Genomic DNA, 366 nt, shown 5'->3' with positions numbered 1-366 from the left:
ATTATCAACGGCGCCAAATATATTAGCAGAACGAATATTAAAACTGACATATGAGCTAACAGCTGTGTGCTAACAATATACAATATAATATTGAAAAGAATAGTTAAAACTGCCACTAAAATCAATTTTTTCACCTCGTATCAAACAAATTGCACGATTACCATATTATAAAGCCAGTGTAATGCAATTGAACTTTGCAGTCCAAAAGTATCAGCCAAGTAGTACAATAAAAGCCCTGCTGGAAATTTAATTGCCAAATTAATTATAAAATTCCCATTCAAATGTAACAAAGATGCAAATAAGAGCGATCCAATAATGAATGTGGCTTTTTTATCAAACTGCGAGCTTAAAATGTTGAAGATGACA

Annotated in this window: 1 protein-coding gene; it reads right to left on the bottom strand. The window is 31.4% G+C overall.

Going from position 1 to position 366, the window contains the following annotated elements; translation table 11 throughout:
• Positions 1 to 140 precede the first annotated feature (140 nt).
• A partial coding sequence (locus tag ACLWS4_RS37915) for a type II CAAX prenyl endopeptidase Rce1 family protein (RefSeq protein ID WP_416876564.1) occupies positions 141 to 366 on the bottom strand: 226 nt, incomplete at its 5' end.

It is taken from the genome of Kitasatospora sp. SC0581 (assembly GCF_048159585.1).
Lineage (GTDB): Bacteria > Actinomycetota > Actinomycetes > Streptomycetales > Streptomycetaceae > Kitasatospora.
This window is presented reverse-complemented; position numbering and strand designations above follow the sequence as displayed.